At 69.8% G+C, this 18989-nt stretch carries 18 protein-coding genes; 9 read left to right on the top strand and 9 right to left on the bottom strand.

The genetic code is table 11. The features are described 5' to 3' along the window. Window positions 1–189: 189 nt before the first annotated feature. The 4 genes from recF to dnaA all read right to left on the bottom strand — a co-directional run bounded on the left by recF (window position 190) and on the right by dnaA (window position 6437). Window positions 190–1320 (bottom strand): DNA replication/repair protein RecF, encoded by a 1131-nt coding sequence (gene recF, locus DTB53_RS15525; protein ID WP_003967888.1) that lies wholly within the window; start codon window positions 1318–1320, stop codon window positions 190–192. A gap of 66 nt (window positions 1321–1386) precedes the next feature. Continuing rightward, window positions 1387–2271 (bottom strand): phosphogluconate dehydrogenase (NAD(+)-dependent, decarboxylating), encoded by an 885-nt coding sequence (gene gnd, locus DTB53_RS15520; protein WP_003967887.1) that lies wholly within the window; start codon window positions 2269–2271, stop codon window positions 1387–1389. A gap of 161 nt (window positions 2272–2432) precedes the next feature. Beyond that, window positions 2433–3563, bottom strand: a complete 1131-nt coding sequence (dnaN, locus tag DTB53_RS15515; protein WP_003967886.1) for a DNA polymerase III subunit beta — start codon at window positions 3561–3563, stop codon at window positions 2433–2435. 1005 nt (window positions 3564–4568) lie between these two features. Next, entirely contained in the window at window positions 4569–6437 is a 1869-nt protein-coding gene (gene dnaA / locus DTB53_RS15505; protein WP_012380083.1) for a chromosomal replication initiator protein DnaA, read from the bottom strand. 381 nt (window positions 6438–6818) lie between these two features. Between dnaA and rpmH the strand changes: the two genes are divergently transcribed. From rpmH to DTB53_RS15460, 9 genes are all read left to right on the top strand, one after another. Further along, on the top strand, window positions 6819–6956 hold the full coding sequence (gene rpmH, locus DTB53_RS15500) for a 50S ribosomal protein L34 (RefSeq protein ID WP_003967884.1): 138 nt from the start codon (window positions 6819–6821) through the stop codon (window positions 6954–6956). Window positions 6957–6975: 19 nt separating this feature from the next. Beyond that, entirely contained in the window at window positions 6976–7347 is a 372-nt protein-coding gene (rnpA, locus tag DTB53_RS15495) for a ribonuclease P protein component (protein WP_003967883.1), read from the top strand. Continuing rightward, window positions 7344–7703, top strand: coding sequence for a membrane protein insertion efficiency factor YidD (gene yidD, locus DTB53_RS15490; RefSeq protein ID WP_003967882.1), 360 nt, complete (start codon window positions 7344–7346; stop codon window positions 7701–7703). Before rnpA ends, yidD begins: the two co-directional genes overlap by 4 nt. A 3-nt stretch (window positions 7704–7706) precedes the next feature. Next, window positions 7707–8966: a membrane protein insertase YidC gene (gene yidC, locus DTB53_RS15485; protein ID WP_012380082.1), complete on the top strand. Its 1260-nt coding sequence runs from the start codon at window positions 7707–7709 to the stop codon at window positions 8964–8966. A gap of 14 nt (window positions 8967–8980) precedes the next feature. Further along, window positions 8981–9496 (top strand): Jag family protein, encoded by a 516-nt coding sequence (locus DTB53_RS15480; RefSeq protein WP_003967880.1) that lies wholly within the window; start codon window positions 8981–8983, stop codon window positions 9494–9496. 109 nt (window positions 9497–9605) lie between these two features. Continuing rightward, window positions 9606–10322 (top strand): 16S rRNA (guanine(527)-N(7))-methyltransferase RsmG, encoded by a 717-nt coding sequence (gene rsmG, locus DTB53_RS15475; protein WP_030701370.1) that lies wholly within the window; start codon window positions 9606–9608, stop codon window positions 10320–10322. Window positions 10323–10649: 327 nt separating this feature from the next. Further along, a complete protein-coding gene (locus tag DTB53_RS15470; RefSeq protein WP_012380081.1) occupies window positions 10650–11726 on the top strand; it encodes a ParA family protein in 1077 nt (358 codons plus the stop codon). Further along, window positions 11723–12817, top strand: a complete 1095-nt coding sequence (locus DTB53_RS15465; RefSeq protein ID WP_012380080.1) for a ParB/RepB/Spo0J family partition protein — start codon at window positions 11723–11725, stop codon at window positions 12815–12817. The genes DTB53_RS15470 and DTB53_RS15465 overlap by 4 nt, the downstream gene beginning before the upstream one ends. A gap of 304 nt (window positions 12818–13121) precedes the next feature. Further along, entirely contained in the window at window positions 13122–13739 is a 618-nt protein-coding gene (locus tag DTB53_RS15460; protein ID WP_003967876.1) for a GNAT family N-acetyltransferase, read from the top strand. Between the two features lie 103 nt (window positions 13740–13842). Here the strand turns inward: DTB53_RS15460 and trxA are convergent, their stop codons facing one another. The 5 genes from trxA to DTB53_RS15435 all read right to left on the bottom strand — a co-directional run bounded on the left by trxA (window position 13843) and on the right by DTB53_RS15435 (window position 18942). Continuing rightward, complete coding sequence (gene trxA / locus DTB53_RS15455) at window positions 13843–14175, bottom strand: thioredoxin (RefSeq protein WP_003967875.1); 333 nt, start codon at window positions 14173–14175, stop codon at window positions 13843–13845. Window positions 14176–14221: 46 nt separating this feature from the next. Further along, a complete protein-coding gene (trxB, locus tag DTB53_RS15450; RefSeq protein ID WP_012380079.1) occupies window positions 14222–15193 on the bottom strand; it encodes a thioredoxin-disulfide reductase in 972 nt (323 codons plus the stop codon). Between the two features lie 126 nt (window positions 15194–15319). After that, window positions 15320–16288: an RsmA family anti-sigma factor gene (locus DTB53_RS15445; RefSeq protein WP_012380078.1), complete on the bottom strand. Its 969-nt coding sequence runs from the start codon at window positions 16286–16288 to the stop codon at window positions 15320–15322. Beyond that, window positions 16285–17001 carry an RNA polymerase sigma factor SigM gene (gene sigM, locus DTB53_RS15440; RefSeq protein WP_012380077.1) on the bottom strand — a complete coding sequence of 239 codons (717 nt, stop codon included), beginning with the start codon at window positions 16999–17001 and terminating at the stop codon, window positions 16285–16287. The genes DTB53_RS15445 and sigM overlap by 4 nt, the downstream gene beginning before the upstream one ends. Window positions 17002–17211: 210 nt before the next feature. Beyond that, a complete protein-coding gene (locus DTB53_RS15435; RefSeq protein WP_012380076.1) occupies window positions 17212–18942 on the bottom strand; it encodes a protein kinase family protein in 1731 nt (576 codons plus the stop codon). Window positions 18943–18989: the final 47 nt, after the last annotated feature.

Below are 18989 nucleotides of genomic sequence, written 5' to 3'. Positions count from 1 at the left end.
TCGACGCCCCCGAAGGCGCACCGGAGGCGGCACCGGACGCAGCCCCGGCGGTCGTCCCGGGGGCGGCCGGATCCGGCAACGCCTCTCCCGGCCCGCCTGCCCGGCCCACGCCCTTCGCCCGCGCCGCGCCCGTACCGCCGGCGCGGGAGGCCGGTGCCCCCCGGCCGGCCCCGCTCTCACCCCGGCCGGTCATACGCGCGCCACCTCGCCCGCGGACACCGCGTACCGCGCTCCCGCCAGCACGCCCGGAACGTCCTCCGCCACCGCGGCCGTCACGAGCACCTGCTCGCCCGGAACCACCAGCTCCGCCAGCCGCTCCCGGCGACGGGCGTCCAGCTCGGCGAAGACGTCGTCCAGCACCAGCACCGGCTCGTTGCCCTCGGAGCGCAGCAGCTCGTACGAGGCCAGCCGCAGCGCCAGCGCGTAGCTCCAGGACTCGCCGTGGCTCGCGTACCCCTTCGCCGGCATCCCCCGCAGACCGAGCAGCAGGTCGTCGCGGTGGGGGCCGACCAGCGTCACGCCCCGCTCGATCTCCTGCTTGCGGACGCCCACGAGGGCCGCCGTCAGCTGCTCGTACAGCTCGTCGCGGGTCCGCGCGGGACCCACGTCCCCGCCGACCGAACTGCGGTACTCCAGCGCCACCGGACCGCCGCCCGGAGCCACGTCCCCGTACGCCTTGTCGGCCAGCGGCTGGAGCGTGGCGATCAGATCGAGGCGCTGCGCGAGCAGCTCCGCGCCCACCCGCCCCAGGTGCTGGTCCCAGACGTCGAGGGTGGACAGGTCCATCGAGCGTCCGCCGTGCCGCCGGGCCATGGCCGCGGACTTCAGCAGGGTGTTGCGCTGTTTGAGCACCCGCTCGTAGTCGGAGCGGACCCCGGCCATCCGGGGGGAGCGCGCCGTGATCAGCTCGTCCAGGAACCGCCGCCGCTCGCCGGGGTCGCCCTTGACCAGGGCCAGATCCTCCGGCGCGAACAGCACGGTCCGTACGATCCCGAGCACGTCACGCGGTCTGACCTGCGAGGACCGGTTGATCCGGGCCCGGTTGGCGCGGCCGGGGTTCAGCTCCAGCTCGATCAGCTGGGACCGCTCGCCCTGGGTGACCGCAGCCCGGATCACCGCCCGCTCCGCGCCCATCCGCACCAGCGGGGCGTCCGAGGAGACCCGGTGGCTGCCGAGGGTGGCGAGATAGCCGACGGCCTCGACGAGATTGGTCTTGCCCTGCCCGTTGGGCCCGACGAACGCGGTGACGCCCGGGTCGAGAGGGACCTCGACCCGGGCGTAGGAGCGGAAGTCGGCCAGCGAGAGATGGGTGACGTGCATGGTGGCCGACCTCTCCCGACAGTGCTTCCCGGTGCTCGCGGCGCCGGCGCGGGGCCGGCGGCGCGATCAGTTCTCGTTCTTGGACTCGACCGCGTGGCCGCCGAACTGGTTGCGCAGCGCGGCGATCATCTTCATCTGCGGCGAGTCGTCCTGACGCGAGGCGAACCGCGCGAACAGCGACGCCGTGATCGCGGGCAGCGGCACCGCGTTGTCGATCGCGGCCTCCACCGTCCAGCGGCCCTCGCCCGAGTCGGCGGCGAAGCCCCGGAGCTTGTCGAGGTGCTCGTCGTCGTCGAGCGCGTTGACCGCGAGGTCGAGCAGCCAGGAACGGATGACCGTGCCCTCCTGCCAGGAGCGGAAGACCTCGCGCACGTCGGTGACGGAGTCGACCTTCTCCAGCAGCTCCCAGCCCTCGGCGTAGGCCTGCATCATGGCGTACTCGATGCCGTTGTGGACCATCTTCGCGAAGTGGCCGGCGCCGACCTTGCCCGCGTGCACGGAGCCGAAGTCGCCCTCGGGCTTCAGCGCGTCGAAGATCGGCTGGACCTTCGCCACGTTCTCCTCGGTGCCGCCGTACATCAGGGCGTAGCCGTTCTCCAGGCCCCAGACGCCGCCGGAGACTCCGCAGTCGACGAAGCCGATGTCCTTGATGCCCAGCTCGACGGCGTGCTTCTCGTCGTCGGTCCACCGGGAGTTCCCGCCGTCGACGACGACGTCGCCGGGCGAGAGCAGGTCGGCGAGCTCGTCGATCGTGGACTGGGTCGCGGCACCGGCCGGGACCATGACCCAGACGACCCGCGGGCCCTTCAGCTTGCCCACAAGCTCTTCGAGACTGTGGACATCGGCGACATCCGGGTTGCGGTCGTAACCGATGACGGTGTGGCCTGCGCGGCGGATGCGCTCGCGCATGTTGCCGCCCATCTTGCCGAGGCCGACGAGACCGAGCTCCATCAGAGATTCCTTAAGCGTCGTGGCGATAAGCGTCGGGGCGTGTGCGCCCGGGAACGAGCCTACGCCCGGCGGTGGACAGCGCGGCGGGCCCGCTCCGCGCCGAGCGGGCCCGCCGGAAACTGCCGCGGTTACGTCCCCCGATCGGCCGGGGGAAGCCGGGATCAGCCGGAGAGGCGGACCGGCATGATCAGGTACTTGTACGCGTCGTCCGCCTCGGCGTCGACGGCCGGGCGGCCGCTGAGCAGGGCGGGCTTGGTGGACGTGGTGAAGGAGAGCTGGGCGACCGGGGAGTCGATCGCGCTCAGGCCGTCCAGCAGGAACGTCGGGTTGAAGGCGATCGAGATGTCGTCGCCCTCCAGCACCGCGTCGACGCGCTCCACAGCCTGTGCGTCGTCGCTGGAACCGGCTTCCAGGATGAGGACGCCCTGCTCGAAGCTGAGCCGGACGGGGGTGTTGCGCTCGGCGACCAGGGCCACACGCTTGACGGCCTCGACAAAGGGGGCCGTCTCGATCACGGCGACGGAGTTGAACTCGGTCGGGAACAGCGTGCGGTACTTCGGCAGATCGCCTTCGAGGAGACGCGTGGTCGTCCGGCGTCCGGCGCCCTCGAAGCCGATCAGGCCCTCGCCGGCGCCGGACCCGGAGAGCGCCAGGGTGACCGTGTCGCCGCTCGTGAGCGCCTTGGCGGTGTCCAGAAGCGTCTTGGCGGGCACCAGGGCGACCGCGGAGGCGTCGGCGTTCTCCGGCTTCCAGAGGAACTCGCGGACCGCGAAGCGGTAGCGGTCGGTGGAGGCGAGGGTGACGGTGTCGCCCTCGATCTCGATCCGCACACCGGTGAGCACCGGCAGCGTGTCGTCGCGGCCCGCTGCGATGGCGACCTGGGCGGCGGCCGAGGCGAAGACCTCACCGGGGACGGTGCCCGTGGCGGTCGGCATCTGCGGCAGCGCGGGGTACTCCTCCACAGGCAGGGTGTGGAGGGTGAAGCGGGAGGAGCCGCAGACGACCGTGGCCCGCACACCGTCGGTGGAGATCTCCACCGGGCGGTTGGGCAGGGCGCGGCAGATGTCGGCGAGCAGCCGGCCGGAGACGAGCACCGTGCCGTCCTCGTCGATCTCCGCGTCGACGGAGACGCGCGCGGAGACCTCGTAGTCGAAGCTGGAGAAGCTGAGAGCTCCGTCCTCGGCCTTCAGCAGAAGGCCCGCGAGAACGGGCGCCGGCGGACGGGCCGGGAGGCTGCGGGCCACCCAGGCCACCGCCTCCGCGAGTACATCGCGCTCCACCCGGATCTTCACCGGAACCGCCTCCTGCTGTTGCTCGCTCGCCCTGCTGGCCTTCGTCGTCTGGACCGGAGCTCCCTGCCGAGGGCGGGGGAGGCTCCGGGGTCCAGTCTGACGTACGGCACCGACAGTCGTTGCTGCTCGGGGTCAAGTCGGGCCGAGAGCTTCGCGACGGTCGAGGGTCGAGTTGTGCACAGGCCCCACTTCGAAGCTGATTCCTGGCTAACTCTGGGTGGTAGTAGTAGTAGGCCTTGTGGATACCGTGGATAACGTCGTTTGCGCAGGTCAGCGACTGTTTTTTGTCCACCGGTCCTGTGGGTGGCACCCGTGGAAAACCAGGGCTTTCTGTGGACGGGCGAAAGTTCTGCACACCCGATGCACAGGAGGGGGCCACTTCTCCCCAGGCCTGTCCCCAGCTTTACCCACGTTCCCCACAGCCCAATCGGACACCTTGGTGTGACGCCTTTCACTCCGGGCGGTGAGAGCGGGTGTTGCGTTGCCGAACAGTGGACAGGGGTGTGGAGAAGCAGGGCGAAGCTGGGGACAACACGGCTCAACCTGTGGGCCGCCGGTGGACAACAACGATCACCTCCTGTGGACGAAAGAACTGTCCACAGGCTGTGGATCACGGTTGACCACAAATCCCCAACCACGTGACCTGGCCTGATGGAGTATCGGCAGGGCGCCCTGTGGACGCAATATGGACAACTTCCCAGTCCCCAGGCTGTGGACGGAAGATTTCTCCCCCATCTGTGGAGAAGGGCCTCTGAGCAGCCGGTATTCGAACAGCGCGGGGTGACCGGAGCGCTCGACACGGGCCTCGAACAGCCTCGGCGGAGGCTCTGGGCGGCCCCGGCGGAGGTCCCGGACGGCTTGACGGAGGCTCCGGACGGCCGCTGCGGAGGTCCCGGACGGCACGCTGCGGGTCCCCGGGAGCGCGAAAGGCGCCTGCCGCGGACCGTGGTGGTCCGGGACAGGCGCCCCGAGGAACGCTCCGGGAGAAGCCCCGGCAGTTGGTCGTCAGCCGTTCTTGATGCGGTTGGTCAGCTCGGTGACCTGGTTGTAGATGGAGCGGCGCTCCGCCATCAGCGCCCGGATCTTCCGGTCCGCGTGCATCACCGTCGTGTGGTCGCGGCCGCCGAACTGCGCGCCGATCTTCGGCAGCGAGAGATCGGTGAGCTCGCGGCACAGATACATGGCGATCTGGCGAGCCGTCACCAGGACCCGGCTGCGCGAGGATCCGCAGAGGTCGTCCACGGTGAGGCCGAAGTAGTCCGCGGTCGCCGCCATGATGGCCGGCGCGGTGATCTCCGGGGCCGACTCCTCGCCGCCCGGGATCAGATCCTTGAGGACGATCTCGGTCAGCCCGAGGTCCACCGGCTGCCGGTTCAGCGAGGCGAAGGCGGTCACCCGGATCAGCGCCCCCTCCAGCTCACGGATGTTGCGCGAGATCCGTGAGGCGATGAACTCCAGGACCTCCGGCGGGGCGTTGAGCTGCTCCTGCACGGCCTTCTTACGGAGGATCGCGATCCGGGTCTCCAGCTCGGGCGGCTGGACGTCGGTCGTCAGACCCCACTCGAAGCGGTTGCGCAGCCGGTCCTCCAGCGTCACCAGCTGCTTCGGCGGCCGGTCCGAGGAGAGCACGATCTGCTTGTTCGCGTTGTGCAGCGTATTGAAGGTGTGGAAGAACTCCTCCTGCGTCGACTCCTTGCTCGCCAGGAACTGGATGTCGTCGACCAGCAGGATGTCCACGTCGCGGTAGCGCTTGCGGAAGGTGTCGCCCTTGCCGTCGCGGATCGAGTTGATGAACTCGTTGGTGAACTCCTCGGAGCTCACGTACCGCACCCGGGTCCCCGGGTAGAGGCTCCGCGCGTAGTGACCGATGGCGTGCAGCAGGTGGGTCTTGCCGAGCCCCGACTCCCCGTAGATGAAGAGGGGGTTGTACGCCTTCGCGGGCGCCTCCGCGACGGCGACGGCGGCGGCGTGCGCGAACCGGTTGGACGCCCCGATGACGAAGGTGTCGAAGAGGTACTTCGGGTTCAGCCGGGCGTGCGGTTCGCCGGGGCCCGGCGCGGGGGACGGCTGCGCGCCCATCGGGCCCGGTACCGAACCGCCGGTCCGCCCGGGACCGTGACCGCCCGGGCGGGGCCCCGGCTGCTGCTGGTCCTGGCGGTCGGGGCGCTGCTGCTCGTACCCCTGGTGCTCGGGCGGCTGCGACCGGTAGTCGTGCTGCTGGGGGCGGCCGGCGCCGTACGGCTCGCGCCACGGCTCCGGGGGCTGCTCCCGGTACTGCTCGCTCTCCCGCTGGTACGCCTCGCTCTCGCGGTACGGCTCGCCCGGGGGCTGCTCGCGGTCCTGGTAGCCGCCGTGCCGCGGCTGCTGCCAGGAGAGGTCCTCCTGGGTGCGCGGCCAGGCGCCGGGCTCCGGGCGCTGCTGCTGGTAGTCGGGGTAGGCCGGCCGGGCCGTCGGCATGCCGTCGTCGGAGGGGCGGTGGCCGTATCCGTCGTACGTGTCTCCCCGCGGGGCGTCGTCGCGCTGTTGCGACGGGTAGCGGTGGCCCTGCGGGCCCTGGTGCGACTGGTGCATCGGGGGCGCCGGCGGGGCGGGCGGTTCGCCCGCGGAGTCGTCGACGGTGATCGCGATCCGGATCGGGCGGCCGCACTCACGGGTCAGCGTCTCGCTGATGAGCGGCGCGAGCCGGCCCTCCAGGACGCGCTTGCCCCATTCGTTGGGGACGGCCAGCAGTGCGGTGTCGGCGACGAGTGCCAGGGGCTGGCAGCGCTCGATCCACTGCTTGTCCTTCGGTTCGATGCCCTGCTGGCCCTCCCCGAGGAGTTGTTCCAGCACTCGCGGCCACACTGCGGCAAGATCGGCAGGTACGTCAGCCACAAGGCACGCTCTCTCGCATGTCCCACGAATGTGTGGTTCTCGGGACGGGATGGGTCGGGTCGGGTGAGGCCCGGCAGTCGGGAAGGAAAAGAACCGGAGTTCAGCCACGGTAGTCAGGCGGAGCCGCGCGGTTCAAGTTGTTGTCCACAGGCTGTGCACAATGGTGGGTCGCGCGGAGCCGGTTTGACCGGATGGCGTAGCCGCGCGTACCGTGACCAGGTCGAGTTGTCGATGGCTGCTGCCGCCTGCCTCCGATGGGCAAAGATCACGATCTGTGATTGTGAAGCGGTGCACTAAGGCGTTTACGCGAGTTCCTCGTGGGCGCACGGTGACAGCCAGGCGATGTCCCGCCAACACACGAATCATTTCTGGAGCCCCCGAGTGAGCAAGCGCACCTTCCAGCCGAACAACCGTCGTCGCGCCAAGACCCATGGCTTCCGGCTGCGCATGCGTACCCGTGCCGGCCGTGCGATTCTCGCGAACCGCCGTGGCAAGGGCCGCAGCAGCCTGTCCGCCTGATCGCCAACAGGTCCATGACGTGCTGCCTACCGAGAATCGGCTGAGGCGGCGCGAGGACTTCGCGACCGCGGTACGACGAGGGCGTCGAGCCGGACGTCCACTGCTCGTCGTCCATCTACGCAGCGGTGACACGGACCCGCACGTGACAGGGGAGACTGTTCCCCCGCCGCGTGCGGGTTTCGTTGTCAGCAAGGCCGTGGGGGGCGCGGTCGTCCGTACCGCGGTGAAGCGGAGGCTTCGCCACCTGGTCCGTGACCGGCTGGCTCAGCTGCCCCCCGGTAGCCTTGTTGTCGTACGGGCGCTGCCCGGTGCGGGCGACGCCGACCATGCACAGCTGGCCCGAGACCTGGACGCCGCCCTCCAGCGGCTCCTCGGAGGGGGCGCGCGATGAAGTACCCGCTGCTTGCTCTCATCAAGCTGTACCAGTGGACGATCAGTCCACTCCTCGGGCCTGTCTGCCGTTATTACCCGTCGTGTTCCCACTATGGATATACGTCGATCGACAGGCACGGTGCCATCAAAGGGACAGCGCTGACAGCCTGGCGCATCCTGCGGTGCAATCCGTGGTCACCCGGCGGTGTGGATCATGTTCCGCCACGCAAGCGTCCGCGGTGGCACGAGCTGCTGCGCAATGCCCTGCGCGGCGAAAAGGGCGGGGAGTCCGCCGCTGATGTGCCGTCCGGGGGGTCGGTCTCCGAACCTCCGGGCCCGGCCGCAGAGACCTCGCCCAATGCTCAAGGAGCCTGATTAGTGGACACGATTGCCAGTCTGTTCAGCTTCATCACCACACCCGTCTCATGGGTCATCGTTCAGTTCCACAAGGTCTACGGGGCGCTCTTCGGTGACGACTCCGGCTGGGCCTGGGGCCTGTCGATCGTGTCCCTGGTGGTGCTGATCCGGATCTGCCTGATCCCGCTCTTCGTGAAGCAGATCAAGTCGACCCGCAACATGCAGGTGCTCCAGCCGAAGATGAAGGCGATCCAGGAGCGCTACAAGAACGACAAGCAGCGTCAGTCCGAAGAGATGATGAAGCTGTACAAGGAGACGGGCACCAACCCGCTCTCCTCGTGCCTTCCCATCCTGGCGCAGTCCCCGTTCTTCTTCGCCCTGTACCACGTGCTGTCTTCCATCGCCTCGGGCAAGAAGATCGGTGCGATCAACCAGGACCTGCTTGACAGCGCGCGTCAGGCGCACATCTTCGGCGCCCCGCTGGCCGCCAAGTTCACGGACAGCGTCGAGAAGGTCACCTCGCTCGACGCCTCCCTGACGGACGTCCGGATCGTCACCGCGATCATGATCGTGCTGATGTCGGCCTCGCAGTTCTTCACCCAGCGCCAGCTGATGACGAAGAACGTCGACCTGACGGTGAAGACCCCGTACATGCAGCAGCAGAAGATGCTGATGTACATCTTCCCCGTCATCTTCGCCGTGATGGGCATCAACTTCCCCGTCGGTGTCCTCGTCTACTGGCTGACCACGAACGTCTGGACCATGGGTCAGCAGATGTACGTGATCAACCAGAACCCGACGCCGGGCAGCAAGGCGCAGGACGCCTACCTCCAGCGGGTCCTCAAGAGCGTGACCGCCCACGGGCAGGTGCGCGGACGGACCCGGCGCAACACCGTCAAGGCCATCGTCGCCAAGGGCCCCGACCGCAACGACATCGAGCGCAAGTTCATCACCGGCCTCGGCAAGTTGGGTCTCGCGGCCCAGGACGACGGCACGGTGCAGAAGAGCGAGACCGCCGCCGCCGACGCCGAGGGCAGCCAGGCGCACAAGCGCCAGCAGCCCAAGCGCCAGACCAAGGCGAAGCGCCAGACGGCCGGCGCGGCCGGAGCCAAGGACGCGGAGTCTTCGGACGCCGGCTCGAAGACCTCGCTCGAGAAGCAGGACGCACCGCAGGACGACCAGCCGAAGTCCGCGGGCAAGCCCGCCTCCGGCTCCTCACGCCAAGCCAAGTCCGGACAGCGCAAGGGCCCGCAGCGGCCCAAGCACCCGTCCAAGAAGTAAGAAGGAGTCCATCCGTGACGGAAGGCACCACCTCCACGGCCGCCGCCGAGGCCGGCAGCGACACCCTGACCCGCCTGGAGCAGGAGGGCGAGATCGCGGCCGACTACCTTGAGGGACTGCTCGACATCGCCGACCTCGACGGCGACATCGACATGGACGTCGAGGCGGACCGGGCCGCGGTGTCGATCATCAGTGAATCGGCGCGTGACCTCCAGAAGCTCGTGGGCCGCGACGGTGAGGTCCTGGAGGCGCTCCAGGAGCTGACGCGGCTGGCCGTCCACCGGGAGACCGGTGACCGCAGCCGACTGATGCTGGACATCGGTGGCTTCCGGGCCAAGAAGCGCGAGATCCTCGCGGCGCTGGGTGCCAAGGCCGCGGACGAGGTCAAGAGCTCGGGCGAGCCGGTGAAGCTGGAGCCGATGACGCCGTTCGAGCGCAAGGTCGTGCACGACGCGATCGCCGCGGCCGGTCTCCGGAGCGAGTCGGAGGGCGAGGAGCCGCAGCGCTTCGTCGTCGTTCTCCCGGCCTGACCCGGTCCTTGTCCTGTCGGCCCCGTCTGTTCGCAGGCGGGGCCGATCTTTGTCAGCCTGATAGTCAGCCACCCACAGTGCGCTAGTGCGGTATGGAAGGACGGTCCCCGTGACGGAGCCAGCAGAGCTCCCCCAGGCACCTGCGGAGGCGCAGGCGGTGTTCGGAGAGCTCTTCCCGGAGGCTGTCCGGTACGCGGAGCTTCTCGCGGATGCCGGGGTCAAACGAGGTCTGATCGGGCCTCGCGAGGTTCCCCGGCTGTGGGAGCGGCACCTGCTGAACTGTGCGGTGCTCTCCGAGGTCGTGCCCGAGGGCGTCACCGTCTGCGATGTGGGCTCCGGTGCGGGACTGCCCGGCATCCCACTGGCTCTGGTGCGGCCCGATCTCAAGATCACTTTGCTGGAGCCGCTGCTGCGGCGGACGAACTTCCTCCAGGAAGTCGTCGAACTGCTCGGCCTGGACCATGTGACGGTCGTGCGCGGCCGGGCCGAGGAGGTCCTCGGGAAGCTTCAGCCCGTCCACGTGGTGACCGCCCGTGCGGTGGCGCCGCTGGACCGGCTGGCGGGCTGGGGCGTGCCCCTGCTGAAGCCCTACGGGGAGATGCTCGCGCTCAAGGGCGACACCGCCGAGGAGGAGCTCAACGGCGCCAGGGCCGCGCTCAGCAAGCTCGGTGTCCTGGAGACCGAGGTGCTCCAGGTCGGGGAGGGTCTGGTCGATCCGCTCTCCACCGTGGTCCGCGTCGTGGTGGGAGAGAGCCCGGGCGGTGTGAGGTTCGCCGCAAAGAGGGCCAAGGCCGCGCGGACGGAGCGCACGCGCAGGCGTCGCTGAGGAGCACGGGCGGACGGTGGCGCCGCCCGGCCGGGAGTTCTGTCCGGTCAGGCGGTATGCGCAACTTGTTGGCTCTTGCGCCGCTTAGCAGCGGTTCTGCCGGAAAGTAGCGATACGTGCACCGTGCGGAGTGTCGTGGCCTGGTAGTTGCTCCGCAGGGGCATCGTGTTTCACGTGAAACGTCGCTCTCTGCTGCAGGGAATCATCGGCCGCGGTCGTGCGGCTGCCACGCCGCGCGACCGCAAGCCCGGACGGGTTGCCGAGTTGTCCACACGCACGGATTCATCCACAGAACAGCGGGCCTCGCTGGTTCACGACCCCGAAAGCATGGCAGGCTCTGTGCATTGCGAGCCTGAAGTCGAGGAGAGTGAATCCTTGCGGTCCGACGCCAACATCGCGGGACCGATGACCGACCCGGTCCCCGGTCCCCGAACCGAGTCCGTGGGTGAGGGTGTTTCACGTGAAACACCGCCGCCGATGGACGACACACCCATCGGCCGAGCCGCTCAGCTGGCGGTCGAGGCCCTCGGCCGTGCCGGCGAAGGGCTGCCCCGTCCTGATCGCACCCGCGTCATGGTGGTCGCCAACCAGAAGGGCGGGGTCGGGAAGACGACCACGACGGTCAATCTGGCGGCCTCCCTGGCCCTGCACGGTGCACGCGTTCTGGTGGTCGACCTCGACCCGCAGGGCAACGCCTCCACGGCTCTGGGCATCGATCACCACGCCGATGTCCCCTCGATCTACGACGTCCTGGTGGAGAGCCGCCCGCTCTCCGAGGTGGTCCAGCCGGTACCGGACGTCGAGGGTCTCTTCTGCGCCCCCGCCACCATCGATCTCGCCGGTGCGGAGATCGAGCTGGTCTCGCTGGTGGCACGGGAGAGCCGGCTCCAGCGGGCCATCCAGGCCTACGAGCAGCCGCTGGACTACATCCTCATCGACTGCCCGCCCTCGCTGGGGCTGCTGACGGTGAACGCGCTGGTGGCCGGGGCCGAGGTGCTGATCCCCATCCAGTGCGAGTACTACGCGCTGGAAGGCCTGGGGCAGCTTCTGCGCAACGTCGACCTGGTGCGCGGCCATCTCAATCCGGACCTGCACGTCTCGACGATCCTGTTGACCATGTACGACGGCCGGACGAGGCTCGCCTCGCAGGTCGCCGAGGAGGTTCGTACCCACTTCGGCAAGGAAGTGCTGCGGACGAGCATCCCGCGCTCGGTCCGCATCTCGGAGGCGCCGAGCTACGGGCAGACCGTGCTGACCTACGACCCGGGGTCCAGCGGTTCGCTCTCGTACCTCGAGGCCGCCCGGGAGATCGCCCTCCGGGGCGTCGGGGTGCACTACGAGGCTCAGCACGCCCACACGAGCAGTCAGAACAGCCAGCAGAACGTTTCGGAGGGCATGCAGTGAGTGAGCGTCGTAGAGGACTGGGGCGTGGGCTCGGTGCGCTGATCCCCGCCGCTCCTCAGGAGAAGCAGGTGCCGGCGCCCGGAGGAGGTGCCGCTTCGTCCGGCGCCGGTCCGGTTCTGACGGCGGAGCGCGGGGTGGCCGCCGCGAAGGTGACGGCGCTGCCCTCCGTTCCGGTGGTGCCGGAGCCGGCGTCCACCCCGGAGGGCCGGTCCGAGCAGGAAGCCGGGACGTCCGGCGCGTATTTCGCCGAGCTCCCGATCGGGACGATCACCCCGAACCCGCGCCAGCCTCGTGAGGTCTTCGACGAGGACGCGCTCGCCGAGCTGGTCGTCTCCATCAAGGAAGTCGGCCTTCTCCAGCCGGTCGTGGTCCGCAAGGTCGGTCCGGACAGCTACGAGCTCATCATGGGTGAGCGTCGGTGGCGGGCCTGCCGTGAAGCGGGCCTGGAGCGGATTCCCACCATCGTCCGGGCCACGGACGACGAGAAGCTGCTGCTGGACGCACTCCTGGAGAACCTGCACCGGGCTCAGCTGAACCCGCTGGAGGAGGCGGCTGCGTACGACCAGCTGCTCAAGGACTTCAAGTGCACCCATGACCAGCTGGCCGACCGGATCGGCCGTTCGCGTCCCCAGGTGACGAACACGCTGAGGCTTCTGCGGCTTTCGCCGCCGGTGCAGCGCAGGGTCGCCGCCGGTGTTCTCTCGGCCGGTCACGCCCGTGCGCTGCTGTCCGTGGACGACTCCGAGGAGCAGGACCGGCTGGCCCACCGCATCGTGGCCGAAGGGCTTTCGGTGCGTGCGGTCGAGGAGATCGTGACGCTCATGGGCTCGCGCCCCACGAGCGCCGCGAAGCCCAAGGGTCCGAGGGCCGGCGGCCGTCTGTCGCCCGCTCTGACCGACCTGGCGACCCGTCTGTCCGATCGCTTCGAGACCCGGGTGAAGGTCGATCTGGGGCAGAAGAAGGGCAAGATCGTCGTCGAGTTCGCCTCGATGGAGGACCTGGACCGGATCCTCGGCAGTCTCGCCCCGGGTGAGGGACGAGTGCTGGAGCGCCGGCTCGCCGAGACGTCCGAGGAGGACGACGAGGGCTGAGCGGCGGAAGCCGATCAAGGGCGGGCCGTGAACCGGGTGCCTACCGGAACACGGCCCGCCCTTTGCTCTCTCTCGGTGTCCGCATCACCTCTGGGTGGATACGATGCGGTCTGGGACGGCGCATCCATGGTGATCGACCTCAGAGGAGGGCGGAGGCCTTGCGAAGAGTGAGCCGCGGTCGGCTCGTCACGGTCGGGCTGGGCCTGGGCGCCGTCGGGGGATTCGTCGGCAGTCTGTTCCATGAACGGAGCACACTGACAGCCGCACGTGGTGCGGCGGGCGAAGGAAGGGAGGGATCGCTGTCATGGGGCGTCGGCTCGTACCACTCACCCTGGACAACCTTCCGGATCTCCCCGAACGTTGCCGCTCGTGCGTCTTCTGGGAGCTTGACCCGGTCAGCGGGGAAGCCGCGGTAAAGGCGGGCAAGCCGAAGCTGGAGAAGGAGGCCTGGATCTCCGCGGTTCTGCTGGAGTGGGGGTCCTGCGGCCGGGTGGTCTACGTGGACGACGTTCCGGCGGGCTTCGTGCTCTACGCCCCGCCCGCGTACGTCCCCCGCTCGACGGCCTTCCCTACCAGTCCGGTCTCCCCCGATGCCGTCCAGCTCATCACCGGGCTGATCGTCCCCGCGTACCAGGGGCAGGGATTGGGCCGTGTCCTGGTGCAGACGGTGGCGAAGGACGTTCTGCGCCGGGGCTTCAAGGCGATCGAGGCGTTCGGGGACACGCGGTCCGAGCAGGCCACCTGCGTACTCCCCGCGGAACATCTGCTGGCCGTCGGCTTCAAGACCGTGCGCCCGCATCCCGTGCACCCGAGGCTGAGGCTGGATCTGCGGACGACGCTCTCCTGGAAGGAAGACGTGGAGATGGCGCTCGACCGGCTCCTGGGGGCGGTTCAGAAGGAACCGGTGCTGCGGCCGTTGTGAGGCGCGAGATCCATGCGCCGGCCAGCATGAGAAACGGGCCCGCCCCCTCGAAGGGGCGGGCCCGTTTCACGTGAAACATCACGCGTCGCGCGCCGTTGCGCGATTACGCGCTGATGAAGCCTTCGAGGTCGCGGAGGATCGCGGCCTTCGGCTTGGCGCCGACGATGGTCTTGGCGACCTCGCCGCCCTGGTACACGTTCAGGGTCGGGATGGACATCACGCCGTACTTGGCGGCGGTGGCCGGGTTCTCGTCGATGTTGAGCTTGACGATCTCGATCTGGTCGCCGTGCTCGGCCGCGATCGCCTCCAGCGAGGGGGCGATCTGGCGGCACGGGCCGCACCAGGCAGCCCAGAAGTCCACCAGAACGGGCTTCTCGCTCTTGAGGACGACCTCGTCGAAGGTGTCATCCGTAACGTGCTTCAGGTCGCCGGCCACGGCGGCCTCCTTAGTCTCTCGGGGTGGTGGGGTGCGGTGCGGACGTTCAGACGGCCGGGGTCTTCTCCGGCTCGGCGGGCTCCGCGTCGGCCAGGGCCGCGAGGAAGCGCTCGGCGTCCAGGGCGGCGGAGCAGCCGGTGCCCGCTGCCGTGATGGCCTGACGGTAGGTGTGGTCGACCACGTCTCCGGCGCCGAACACGCCGGTGAGGTTGGTGCGGGTGGAGGGCGCCTCGACCTTCAGGTAGCCCTCGTCGTCGAGCTCCAGCTGGCCCTTGAAGAGCTCGGTGCGCGGGTCGTGGCCGACGGCGATGAAGAGTCCGGTCACGGGGAGGTCGGAGGTCTCGCCGGTCTTGGTGTTGCGCAGGGTCAGACCGGAGAGCTTCTGGTCGCCCTTGATCTCGGCGACCTCGCTGTCCCAGGCGAACGTGATCTTCGGGTCGGCGAAGGCGCGGTCCTGCATGGCCTTGGAGGCGCGCAGCGTGTCACGGCGGTGGACGATCGTGACGGACTTGGCGAAGCGGGAGAGGAAGGTCGCCTCCTCCATCGCGGTGTCGCCGCCGCCGATCACGGCGATGTCGTGGTCCTTGAAGAAGAAGCCGTCGCAGGTGGCGCACCAGGAGACGCCGCGTCCGGAGAGGGCGTCCTCGTTGGGCAGTCCGAGCTTGCGGTGCTGGGAGCCGGTCGTGACGATGACGGACTTGGCGCGGTGGACGGTGCCCGCGGTGTCGGTGACGGTCTTGATGTCACCGGTGAGGTCGACCGCGACGACGTCGTCGGGGATCAGCTCGGCGCCGAAGCGCTCGGCCTGGGCGCGCATGTTGTCCATGAGCTCGGGGCCCATGATGCCGTCCTGGAAGCCGGGGAAGTTCTCCACGTCGGTGGTGTTCATCAGCGCACCGCCGGCCGTGACGGCGCCCTCGAAGACCAACGGGTTCAGCGAGGCGCGGGCGGTGTACAGCGCGGCGGTGTACCCGGCCGGTCCGGAGCCGATGATGATCACATTACGGACGTCGCTCACGGGTTTCTTCCTCGTTTCTGCAGACTGCCTAACTGCCTACGGGGTCGGTTCAACGACTCACACCCCACCCAACGGATCCTACGGCTGATGCATTCCCGAACGTGCCGCGGCGGTCGCGGACGGTTCTCAGGGGCGGTCGTAGGCGCGGGTGAGCAGCAGCTGCCCGGGGGACTCCGGGGCGGCGTCCACGCAGGAGGAGGCGACGAGGTAGGCCTGCACGCGTGCGGGGTCGCTCGGGTGCGGAAGGACGACGAGATAGGCGTCCGTTCCGCGGTAGGTCCCCTTGTCGAGGGCGAGGGCCGGCGTGGTGCGTCCGGTGGCCTGCTGGACACAGGGGGGAACGTCGACGGCAGGGGCCCTCAAGGGGCTCCTGGGCGTTTCGGTGCCGGGGGTGACGGCCTCACTCGACGACTTGGTGTCCGCGCCCGGCGGCACCTTCTTGACCCCGGGGCTCTCCTGCGAGGCTCCGCTGCCGAGGAGGTCCTGTACCTGGGATTCCAGCGTGCCGTCGCCGTAGGCGTGCACGCGGTTCTCTCCGGCGCTGACTCCGCTGTCGGCCGCGGTTTTGGAGGAGTCTCCCGAGGGGGCGACGGACTGGAGGAAGAAGACGCTCATCCCGATGACCGCCGCGCCGAACGCGGTGCCGAGGACCGCGGCGCGACGCCGCCGGCGGGAGGGACGACGGCTCGGCCCGGTGGCGGCGGAGGAACGGCCCGCGGGACGATCCGGGGCGGCGGCGCCGGTGCTCCGGGGAGCGGGGCGGCTCCTCGCGCGGTCGCTCGTGGCGTCGTCCGCGGTCGTTGTTTCACGTGAAACAACGACCGGCTCGTCCTCCGCGGGGGCGGTGGAACGGGCCTCGGCCGCGAGAGCCGCGTCGATACGGGCGGCGACGTCCTCGGGCATGGGCTCCGGCTCGGGCAGGGCTCCGAGAAGACTCCGGATCTCCTCCAGCGAGTCCCGTACCTCCGAGCAGGGGTCGCATCCCGCGAGGTGCTGCCGGACGTTTGTGGCCCGGGAAGGGGCGAGCAGCCCCTCCGTGAGATCGGAGATCTCGGAGACCTCCGGGTGCTGAGCCGTGTCGGCCGTGGATGTCACGGGCGCCCACCTCCTCCCTTCGTAGCGGCGGGATCGCTTGCTTCTGCGTCTCGGGGACCTGACGCAGATGGGACGGATGCTCCGGGCGTCCGGTTCCTTCCGTCCGTGCCGTTCTCCCCGTCGGGGGTCCGCCCCCCGGTTCCCGCGCGCAGATGGCGGACCAGGGGGGCCAGTCTCGCCCGGCCCCGGGCACAGCGGCTTTTCACGGTGCCGGTCGGTACTTCGAGGATGCTGGCCGCCTCCGCGACGGGGTAGCCCTGCATGTCGACGAGGACGAGCGCCGCCCGCTGCTCGGCGGGCAGGGTGGCCAGGGCTTCCTGGAGCTGGCGGTGGAGGTCCTGCCGGACGGCGGGGGCCTCGGCCGATTCATGGGGTTCCAGGAGTTGGTCGAGCCGTTCGGCGTCGTCCACCGGGGAGGTCTTCCGGGAGGCCGCCTTGCGGACCCGGTCGAGGCAGGCGTTGACGGTGATCCGGTGCAGCCAGGTGGTGACCGCCGACTGGCCGCGGAAGGTGTGGGCGGCGCGGAAGGCGTTGACGAGGGCGTCCTGGACGGCGTCGGCCGCCTCCTCCCTGTCCCCCAGGGTGCGCAGCGCCACGGCCCACAGCCGGTCGCGGTGGCGGTGTACGAGCTCTCCGAAGGCGTCGGGGTCGCCCGCCACGTGCTGGGCGAGCAGGTCCGAGTCGCTCGGTGCCTCTGGTGGAACGGAATCCACCGTGCTCCCCCTCCGAACCGGATCCGATGTCACATGCGGGCCGCACCCCGGTGAAGCGGCGCGACGGGGAGAAGCCTGCCGTCACGGGTGTGACGGCCGCAACCCTTGTCGCCGCGGGCGCTCGGTCGTGCGGGCGGTCCGCCCCACAGTAACGGGCGGGTGGGGCGGGTGATCACGGGCCGGTACGGATGGCCCGCACCGGCCCGTGGGTCAGCCGAGGACGGAGATGTCGGTGATGCCGCCGCGGTAGCCGCCCGTGCCGTCCGAGGGGAGTTCCGTGATGTGGATCAGGACGTAACGCGTGCGGATGGGCTCGTCGAGCTTCTCCTTGAGCGTCTTTCCCGCGACCGTGCGCTTGACGATCCGCTGGTCGAAGTCGGCCGTCGTGGACGGGTGCGACGCGTCCGGGGAGGCGGCGAGCACAGCCGTCGTCTGCCCCTGCCGGTACAGGGACACGTCGATGCCGGAGACGTCCCGTACCTTGCCGAGGTCGACGATGATTCCACTGCCCTGCTTGCGCTGGGGGAGGTTGCCGAAGTTGGCGAAGCCCTGGTACCGCGGGGTGATCCAGTGGGTTCCGGAGTCGCCGTCGACGGTGTTCGGTACGTCCTGCTCCTCGATGCCGGAGCCGTCGGGTTTGAACTCCGTGGCCCCCGCGATGTCCAGGGGTTCGGCGGACGGGGCGGGCTTGTCGTCCTTGTTCTTGTCGTCGTCGTCCGGTTCGGTGACACCGGTGTCGCCGGAGCTGTTGGTGCGGTCGAGCAGCGCCTCCGCCAACTGCCAGCTGCCGAGGCCCAGCGCGGCGATGAGGAGCGCCGAGACGGTCCACTTGAGCGCGCGTCCGGCACGGCTCTGCAGGGGGGCCGGAGGGGCGGGCATCACGGGCTGGGTGACGGCGGACGGGTGGGAGGACGGCCGTCCGTAGGTGCCCTGCTGATAGGTCGTGCGCTGGTAGGCCGGTGGCGCGGCGAACGTGGGTTCCGGAGGAAGGATGCGCGGCATGGCCGCGACGGCCTTGGCCAGCTCGTCCGGGGTGGTGCAGGGCGGTTCCTGCCGGGAGGCGGTGGCGCCGTCGTTGGCGAGCGCCCGCATGGCGAGCTCGGAGAGTCCGCGGTGGACGCCGGCCCGGACCTGGTCGGGGGCGATGAGCCCCAGGCCCTTGGGCAGTCCGGCGAGGCCGTGGGCGTCGTCCCCGTAGGGCCAGCGGTGGGTCAGCGCGGCGTACAGCAGGGCGCCGATGGCCTCGGTGTCCGTCCGGAGGGGGCGCTCCGCGGTGATGCCGCGCAGGGCGGCGTTCACGGCGAGGCCGCGGATGCGGTACTGCCCGGTGGAGCTGCGCAGGACCGCGCCGGGGGTGAGGCGCAGATGGGACAGGCCCTCGCGGTGGGCGGCGGCCATCGCCTGGGAGAGCTGGCTGACGAGCTGGTAGGCGTCGTGGGCCTCCATCGGCCCGGTGGCCAGCAGAGCGGTGAGCTCGGTGGCGTCCGGCAGCCATTCGTGGACCACGTAGACGAGGTCGTTCTCCTCGACGGCGTCCAGGACCTGGACGAAGCGGGGGTCGCCGAGCAGGGCCGAGGAGCGGGCGGCGGCCAGCACCGAGCGGGCCCGCGGGTGGTCGGCGGGCAGCAGGTGCACGCCCACCGCCCGGCGGAGCTTCTCGTCGACGGCACGCCAGCTGCTGAAGCCGTCCAGGCGGGTGACGCACTCCTCCAGGCGGTAGCGCCCGGCCAGTTTGTGACCGCTGTGCAGATCGGGTGATGCCGGAACGGCCTCGGAACGCTCCCGCCCACCGTCCGTCTTCTCGGTGTCCTTGGGGCTCGCGCCCTCGGTTTCGTCGGCTTGCGCCGTTCCGTCGGTCGTGGCCTCGTCCGCCTTGGCGGTCAGCGGCTCGTCGCCGCTGTTGTCAGCCACGTCGACGGCAGCCGTGCTACGTTCCGCCACCGTCGTTCCTGCCTCCCCATCCGTTGCGCGATGCCAGCCAGCTCTGC

This window comes from Streptomyces griseus, from assembly GCF_900460065.1.
In the GTDB taxonomy this organism is placed as follows: domain Bacteria; phylum Actinomycetota; class Actinomycetes; order Streptomycetales; family Streptomycetaceae; genus Streptomyces; species Streptomyces griseus.
This window is presented reverse-complemented; position numbering and strand designations above follow the sequence as displayed.